This is a genomic window from Streptomyces sp. NPDC026575, from assembly GCF_055567415.1.
The window spans coordinates 430,236-437,966 of record NZ_JBVHQM010000003.1; the positions used below are offsets into that span (position 1 = coordinate 430,236).

A 7,731-nucleotide genomic window follows, 5' to 3' on the forward strand; every position below is an offset into this window, starting at 1 on the left:
AACCACTCGTCCGGGGCGGATACGCGGACGACCGCACGGGCGTTCACCCGTACGAGCCGTACCGGTCCGCCCGGCCGCCCCGTCCGGCGGACCCGGCCATCGGGCCCGTCCGGACGCGGCCGGCCGGCGGACGTCACCGGGCGGGGCGCGAGCGCAGCCCCTCCAGCAGGATCTCCAGCAGCCGCGCGGAGGCGGCCTGCTGATGAGCGGGGTCGGGCAGCGCGGGCGCGCCCGTGGCGATCACCAACAGCACGTCGGAGACCGTCACATCGGCCCGCAGCTCACCGGCCGTCCGGGCCCGTTCCACCAGCCGTCCGACGACCTCCAGCAGTGCCTCGGCGCCGACCGTCTCCCCGGCCGGCCCCGACGCACCCTCGGCGGCTGCCGGCTCCTCCCGCCGGTCGACCAGCCGGAGATCGGCCGGCGCACCGTCCGCGCCGGGCGCCATCCGCTGCTGCGGCACCCGGGCCTCGCCCAGGCCGTCCGGCAGCCGCGCCGCGTCCGCACCGTCCGACGCGGGCCGCGCGGACCGGTCGGGGTCCGCACTCACCCGCAGGATGCCCGGCGGCAGCAGCCGTCCGGCACCCGAGGCGACCGAGGTCCGCAGAAAGCGGGAGAGCGCCGACCACGGGTCGTCCTCCTGACCCAGTGCCGCCCGCGCCTGGTCCGTCAACCGGGAGGTCTCCTCCTCGGCTATTCGGCGGACCAGGATGTCCTTGCTCGGGAACCGGCGGTAGACCGTGCCGACCCCGACCCGGGCCCGGCGCGCCACATCCTCCATCGGGGCGCCGTACCCCAGCTCGCCGAAGACCTCGCGCGCGGCGCGCAGCACATGCTCCAGATTCCGCTGTGCGTCGACCCGCAGCGGCGTGCTCCGGCCGCCCGCGCCCGTACCGGCGCCGTTGCCGCCGACCCCGTTGGTGTTGCCGTTCGCCTTACCGGCGTTGCCGCCGATGCTGCCGCCACCGCCGTCCGAGGCATGTGCCATCGCGACGGCTGCCGGCCATTGAGAGCCCTGAATGTGCATAGTGATCCCCCGGTTATGACGTCTCCCCCCGGAGACTCCCCGCCCTGACGGTCGGGGCGTACCGACGAGAGGGTGCACCCCAACGAGATACGAACATAGTTGAGCCCGGGTCAAGATTGAAGGGGGCGTTCCGCGCACTGCGCCCCCCGATCGGCCTACCGGGCCGGATCCGCCCGGATTTCGCCCCTCCCCGCCCGCGCGGCCCCCGCCTGACCAGCGCGCCTTCTCCAAGGTGCACGGAATCAGCCGTTCCGTCCCCAGAGCCGCGCCCGGTCACACATTTCGACGAGCCTGTGGACAAAGGCGCGCCGGCGGTGCGTCATGGAACAGTGCTGTGCTTTCCCGGGGGCGCAGCGCCCGATAGGGGCCGCGCCGCCGGCCGGCCTACGGATCGGTGGCGCCCCGGGGCTGGTCGACCCGCGAGGAGAACCCCTGTGAAGGCAGTGTCTTCGAACGACGTGGCGCGCATTCTCGTTGTCGGCGGCGGCTACGTGGGGATGTACACCGCCCTGCGGCTGCAGCGGAAGCTGAAGCAGGAGCTGCGCCAGGGCACCGCCGAGATCATCGTGGTCGACCCCGAGCCGTACATGACCTACCAGCCGTTCCTGCCCGAGGCCGCGGCCGGCTCCATCTCCCCGCGCCATGTCGTCGTACCGCTGCGCCGCGTGCTGCCGCAGTGCAAGGTCGTCGTCGGCGAGGTCACCGCCCTCGACCACACCGAACGCACGGCCACCATCACCACCCTGGCCGCGGAGGAGACCGGCACCGGCGCCGTCGAGGTGGCCTACGACGAACTGGTCCTGGCGCCGGGCTCGGTCTCGCGCACCCTGCCCGTCCCGGGCCTGGCCGACGTCGGCATCGGTTTCAAGACCGTCGAAGAGGCCATCGGACTGCGCAACCACGTCCTCGAACAGCTCGACATCGCCTCCTCCACCCGCGACCCCGCGGTCCGCGACGCCGCGCTGACCTTCGTCTTCGTCGGCGGCGGCTACGCGGGCGTGGAGGCGCTGGCCGAACTGGAGGACATGGCCCGCTACGCCGTCCGCTACTACCACAACATCCAGCCCGAGGACATGAAGTGGATCCTGGTCGAGGCCACCGACCGGATCCTGCCCGAAGTGGGCCCGGACATGGGCCGCTACGCCGTACGGGAGCTGCGCGGCCGCAATATCGACGTACGGCTGGAGACCAGGCTGGAGTCCTGCGAGAAGCGCGTCGCCGTCCTGAGCGACGGCGCCCGCTTCCCCACCAGAACCCTGGTGTGGACCGCCGGCGTCAAACCGCACCCCATCCTCGCCGCCACCGGGCTGCCGCTGAACGACCACGGCCGCCTGAAGTGCACCGCCGCGCTCCAGGTGGACGGCGTCGAACACGCCTGGTCCGCGGGCGACGCGGCCGCGGTCCCCGACCTGACGGCCGAGCCGTCGGACAAGCCCGACGAGCCCCACACCATCTGCGCGCCCAACGCCCAGCACGCCCTGCGCCAGGCCAAGGTCCTCGCCGAGAACGTCGCGGCGGCCGTGCGCGGCGGCCCGATCGTGGACTACGAGTACAAATACGCCGGCTCGGTGGCCTCGCTCGGCCTGCACAAGGGCGTCGCCCACGTCTACGGGCGCAAGTTGCGGGGCTACCCGGCATGGTTCATGCACCGCGCCTACCACCTCGGCCGGGTGCCGACCTTCAACCGCAAGGCCCGGGTCCTGGCCGAATGGACCCTCGCGGGCCTGTTCAAACGCGAGATCGTCTCGCTCGGCTCGCTGGAGAACCCGCGCGCCGAGTTCGAACTCGCCGCGGGCACCGGCCGGCACAACGAAGCCAGCTGACGCGCCGGACCACCGGCGAAGTCGACGCACCGTCACCCGTCCGGCGGCCGGAGACGGCGGAGCGCGGAACTCCACACCGGCTCCCGGGCGTCTGACGGATGACCGTCCGGTCGGCCACACTGGACGTGTGACCATGGGTGGGCTTGTATCTGCAAAGAGTGACAATCACGAGGATTCTGGACGTTTGCTGCATTCTGCAAAAGGGCGCCGAGAGTGTCCCCAGCCGCCCCTCCCCCGGCCGACGGCCGGGAGGTCCCGCCATGCCGACGGCCCGATCCCGCGCGACGACGCGAAGTAAGAGGTACCCCTCCGTGATCTTCACGCGCTGGAGCGCCAAGTTCCCCGGCACACAGCGGCGCGCCGCCGCACGGTCCGACCGCGCCGCACCCCGCCCCGCCCCCGGCACGCCGGCCACCCCGCCCGCCGAAGCCGCCGAGCCCGCCGACGGCCCGGCCCCGGCGACGTCCACCACCGGCTCCGTCCCCGCGGCCCGCGACGAACGCGCCGACCCGGACACCACCCAGGAAGCCACCCCCGTGGCTCTGCCGCCCACCGTCGACGCCCTGTCCGTCCACGACATCCTCGGCACCATCCCCGCTCTCGTGGCCGTCGTCTACGGCCCCGAGCACCGCCTCGCCTACGTCAACGGCGCCTACGCCACCGTCTTCGGCCCCCGCCCGGCGGGCCGGACCGCCCGCGAAGCCCTCCCCGAACTCGACGCCCTGGGCCTGCTCCCCCTGATGGACCAGGTCCTGCGCAGCGGCAAGCCCCGCACGGTCAAGTCCCGCAAGGTGCCCGGCGTCGGCGGCGACCGCACCCGCGACGGCTACTACACCTTCACCTGCACCCCGATCGAGGTCGCCGCCAGCGGCCCGGCGCCCGACCCCGAAGTCGCCTGCGTCGCGCCCCACAAGGGCGTGCTGGTCTTCGGCGCCGAGGTCACCGACCAGATCGAGTCCGCCGAACGGCTGCGCGCCAGCGAGGCCCGCCAGCGCGAGGCCGCGGTCACCCTCCAACGCTCCCTGCTGCCCCAGGAACTGGAGCAGCCCGACGACCTCCGCGTCGCCGCCACGTACCAGCCCGGCGGCATGGACGCCGCGGTCGGCGGCGACTGGTACGACGTCATCACCCTCGGCGCCGGCCGCACGGCCCTGGTGATCGGCGACGTCATGGGCCGCGGAGTGCGCGCCGCCGCCGTCATGGGCCAGCTGCGCACCGCCGTACGCGCCTACGCACGCCTCGACCTCCCGCCGCACGAGGTCCTGCAACTCCTGGACGGCCTGGCCGCCGAAATCGACGCAAGTCAGATCGCCACCTGCGTCTACGCCGTCCACGACCCCAACGAGGGCCGCCTGGTCTACGCGTCCGCAGGCCATCTGCCCATCCTCGTACGCGACCCCGACGGCACGGTCCGCCGCGCCGCCGAACCCACCGGACCGCCCCTGGGGACCGGCGGCTGGCTGCACACCTCGGGCTCCGTCCCCCTCGGCCCCGGCAGCAGCGCCGTCCTCTACACCGACGGCCTGGTAGAGCGCCGCGACAAGGACATCGACCATGGTGTCGAGGACCTGGAGCGCGCCTTCGCCGGCGCCGCCGGCGACCCCGACATCGTCTGCGACCGCCTGCTCCGCGCCCTGGGCATCACCGCCACACACGACGACGACGTCGCCATCCTCGTCCTCCAGCACCCCGAGCGGACCGGCCACGACGCCGAGCTGTTCCACAACGCCGCCCTCGAACTCCACGGCGGCGTCGAAGCGGCCCCGCGCGCCCGCGCCTTCGCCTCCGGCGTGCTGGCCTCCTGGCGCTTCTCGCCCGAACTGCACGACCTCGGCGTCCTCGCGGCCAGCGAGCTGGTCGCCAACTCCCTGCAGCACGGCACGCCTCCCATGCGGCTGCGCCTGCGTCGCACCGACCGCCGGCTGATCGTCGAGGTCACCGACGGCGACGACCACCTGCCCCGGCGGCGCCGCGCCGAACCGGTCGACGAGGCCGGCCGAGGGATCTCGATCATCGCCACCATCGCCTCCTCCTGGGGCTCGCGTCGCACCCCGGGCGGCGGCAAGGCGGTCTGGTGCGAATTCGCCCTGCCCAGGGGGTAGCAACCGCCCGCACACGCAAGCGCCGCTCCATCCCCACCTACAGGGGGACGGAGCGGCGCTTCCGCAGGGGACCGGGGCCCTTACGGCCCAAGGCACCCAAGGCCCAAGGCACCCAAGGCCCAAGGCGCTCAAGGCCACTCAGGCCCGGCAGGCCACGGCCTCCGGCTCGGCCGGAACCCGCGCCGCGGGCACCGGCGCGACCGCACGATGCGGATTGTCCTGCGCGGGCCGCAGCATCCGCCCCAGCCGCAGCGACAGCACACTGATCCCCACGGCGCACAGCACCAGCATCCCGATGTACGCCGCGTACATCCCGTGCCCCACCATCAAGGCACCCACCGCCGGCCCCACCGCCAGCGCCAGCTGCTTGACCAGCGCGAACGCCGAGTTGTACTGGCCTATCAGCGAGGCCGGCGCCAGATCGGCCACCAACGGAGCCACCGTCGGCGACAACATCGACTCACCGATCCCGAACAGCGCATACGTCGAGATCAGCAGCGTCGTCGCCACCGCCTGCGCACCATGCACCAGCCCGGACAGCCCGGCGGCTATCCACGCCACGGTCCATATCAACCCGACCAGCGCCATCACCCGGCTGCGCCGCCGCCGCTCCACGAGCTTGAGCACCACGAACTGCGCCGCCACGATCGCCGCCGTGTTGGCCGCCAGCGCGATACCCAGGCTCGACGGCGGAATCCGCGTCACCTCGGTCGCATACGCCGCCAGCCCCGACTCGAACTGCCCGTAGCAGGCGAAGAACAGCACGAACCCCAGCACGCACAGCCACACCATCCGCCGGTCCGCGAACAGCGCCCGCCAGGCACCCTTGGCCCGCTCCTCACTGGGCACCGCGTCCTCGACCTTCGGCGCGTGCGGCAGCCGTACGGTCGCCACCGTCGCACCGAGCACCAGGAACATCACGGCCTCGATGGCGAACAGCCGCACAAAGCTCGACGCATGCGACTCGTCGACCAGCAGCCCGCCGACCAGCCCACCGACACCCAGCCCCAGGTTGTTCAGAAAGAACTGGGTGGCGAACGCCCGCGACCGGGTCACCGTCGTCGAGCACCACACGATCATCGTCGCCAGGGCCGGCTGGATGACCGCTATACCCGCACCGAGCGCGACCGCGGACGCGATGACCAGCGGCTCGGTGGCGGACAGCCCGATACCCAGCGCACCGACGGCGGCGGAGACCGTACCGACGATGGCCACCGGCAGGGGACCGCGCCGGTCGATCACCCGACCGGTCAGCGGCAGGACGACCAGCGCGGCCACCGCAAGCATCGCCAGCACCACACCGGCCGTGTTCGCGCCGAGATCCCGCACCTTCGCCACATAGACGTACAGATACGGAACCGTGAAGCCGTTCCCGAACGCGCTCAGCGCGTTCCCGAGCTGGATCCGGCGCAACGCGGCGCCCATCGCGGTGGTCACACTCACCTACCTAGGTCAGGTCATCAGACGAACAAGGGGGACGAACCGACGAGCCGCACACGCACCAGGGCGAGACCGCGCGACCGGACAGTCCCAAGCCGGACAGTCTCACCCTGAAGACTTCAACTCTAAAGTTCGAGGTTAAAGAGTACACGGAGAAGAACTTCGACGCCAATGACTTCCATGTCATACTGCGCCGCATGCCTGAGCCCTCCGATGCGGCCGCCAGCGCCGCCGAGCCGAGCCTCGCGGAACAGATCGCGGCCTACCAGCGCGAATTCCAGGACCTCGACCCCCAGGTGGAGCAGGTCGTCTCCGCACTTCAGCGCCTCAACCGGCGGATGAACGTCGCCTACGGACGGCAGACCGCCACCCTCGGCATGAGCAACGCCGAATGGGAGGTCCTCAAGGCCCTCGTCGTCTCCGGCGCGCCCTACCAAATGGGCCCCGGCGAACTCGCCAAGCGCCTCGGCCTCACCCCGGCCGCCATGACGCACCGCATCGACCGCATGGCGAGCGAGGGACTGGTCACCCGTGAGCGCGACGAGGCCAACCGCGTCCGCGTCATCGTCGAGCTGACCCACGAGGGTCGCGAGAAGTGGCTGGAGGCGATGCGGCTGGCGTCGGTCTTCGAAGAGGACCTCCTCCAGGACCTCTCCGGCGAGGAGCGTCAGCTCCTCGGCCAGGTGTTGACCCGTCTGCTGCGCCGTGTGGAGGACGCTCAGCCGGACGCCGGCGGACGTCTGAGTGACCTTGACTGACGCGAGTTGACACTGCTGCACCCGATCTGTAGTGTCCTCCGAGTTGCCACAGCGCCGGAACGGTTCTGCGGCAGCCATCCCGCCGCTTCGCGGCACACCACTACTGCACGGCCCCTCACCGGGAACGATTTCGGCATGCCGAAATTCGGACCGCGGCGCGATTACGCGCCGACGAGGAATTCCGCTAAAGTAGTGATCACGCCGAAAGGCGCGAACAAACCCCCTCCGACGGGGAATCGGAAACAAATTCGGACCGGCAACGGAACGAAACGGATCTGATAGAGTCGGAAAGGCCGAAAAGTGAAAGCCGAACGGCCGACCCCGCTCCAACAGGGGGCCAGAGACGGAAACGGATCTGGTAAGGTTGGAAACGCGAAGAAGCCGAAAGGTGGAAACGCACCGGCGAAAATCGGAGCCGCAAGGATCTGATAGAGTCGGAAACGCAAGACCGAAGGGAAGCGCCCGGAGAGCCTGGTGAAACAGGTACAAAGGAAGCGTCCGTTCCTTGAGAACTCAACAGCGTGCCAAAAGTCAACGCCAGATATGTTGATACCCCGTCGACCGGAAACATCCGGGAGATG

5 protein-coding genes are annotated in these 7,731 nt (G+C 71.2%); 3 read left to right on the forward strand and 2 right to left on the reverse strand.

Annotation, left to right across the window (positions count from 1 at the left end):
- Window positions 1-133: 133 nt before the first annotated feature.
- A complete protein-coding gene (locus ACZ4NB_RS06190; protein WP_467658636.1) occupies window positions 134-1,027 on the reverse strand; it encodes a TetR/AcrR family transcriptional regulator in 894 nt (297 codons plus the stop codon).
- 497 nt (window positions 1,028-1,524) lie between these two features.
- Here ACZ4NB_RS06190 and ACZ4NB_RS06195 point away from each other — a divergent pair, with 497 nt between their 5' ends.
- Both ACZ4NB_RS06195 and ACZ4NB_RS06200 read left to right on the forward strand, forming a co-directional pair.
- Complete coding sequence (locus ACZ4NB_RS06195; protein WP_467658658.1) at window positions 1,525-2,850, forward strand: NAD(P)/FAD-dependent oxidoreductase; 1,326 nt, start codon at window positions 1,525-1,527, stop codon at window positions 2,848-2,850.
- Between the two features lie 311 nt (window positions 2,851-3,161).
- A complete protein-coding gene (locus ACZ4NB_RS06200; protein WP_467658638.1) occupies window positions 3,162-4,952 on the forward strand; it encodes an ATP-binding SpoIIE family protein phosphatase in 1,791 nt (596 codons plus the stop codon).
- Between the two features lie 138 nt (window positions 4,953-5,090).
- Here the strand turns inward: ACZ4NB_RS06200 and ACZ4NB_RS06205 are convergent, their stop codons facing one another.
- A complete protein-coding gene (locus tag ACZ4NB_RS06205; protein WP_467658659.1) occupies window positions 5,091-6,389 on the reverse strand; it encodes an MFS transporter in 1,299 nt (432 codons plus the stop codon).
- 200 nt (window positions 6,390-6,589) lie between these two features.
- Here ACZ4NB_RS06205 and ACZ4NB_RS06210 point away from each other — a divergent pair, with 200 nt between their 5' ends.
- On the forward strand, window positions 6,590-7,150 hold the full coding sequence (locus tag ACZ4NB_RS06210; RefSeq protein ID WP_467658640.1) for a MarR family winged helix-turn-helix transcriptional regulator: 561 nt from the start codon (window positions 6,590-6,592) through the stop codon (window positions 7,148-7,150).
- Window positions 7,151-7,731 lie beyond the last annotated feature (581 nt).

What these genes read in the sequence shown, in the direction of transcription:
- ACZ4NB_RS06190 (WP_467658636.1), bottom strand. Translation starts at nt 1,027, where the DNA reads ATGCACATTCAGGGCTCTCAATGGCCGGCAGCCGTCGCGATGGCACAT.
- ACZ4NB_RS06195 (WP_467658658.1), top strand. Translation starts at nt 1,525, where the DNA reads ATGTACACCGCCCTGCGGCTGCAGCGGAAGCTGAAGCAGGAGCTGCGC.
- ACZ4NB_RS06210 (WP_467658640.1), top strand. Translation starts at nt 6,590, where the DNA reads ATGCCTGAGCCCTCCGATGCGGCCGCCAGCGCCGCCGAGCCGAGCCTC.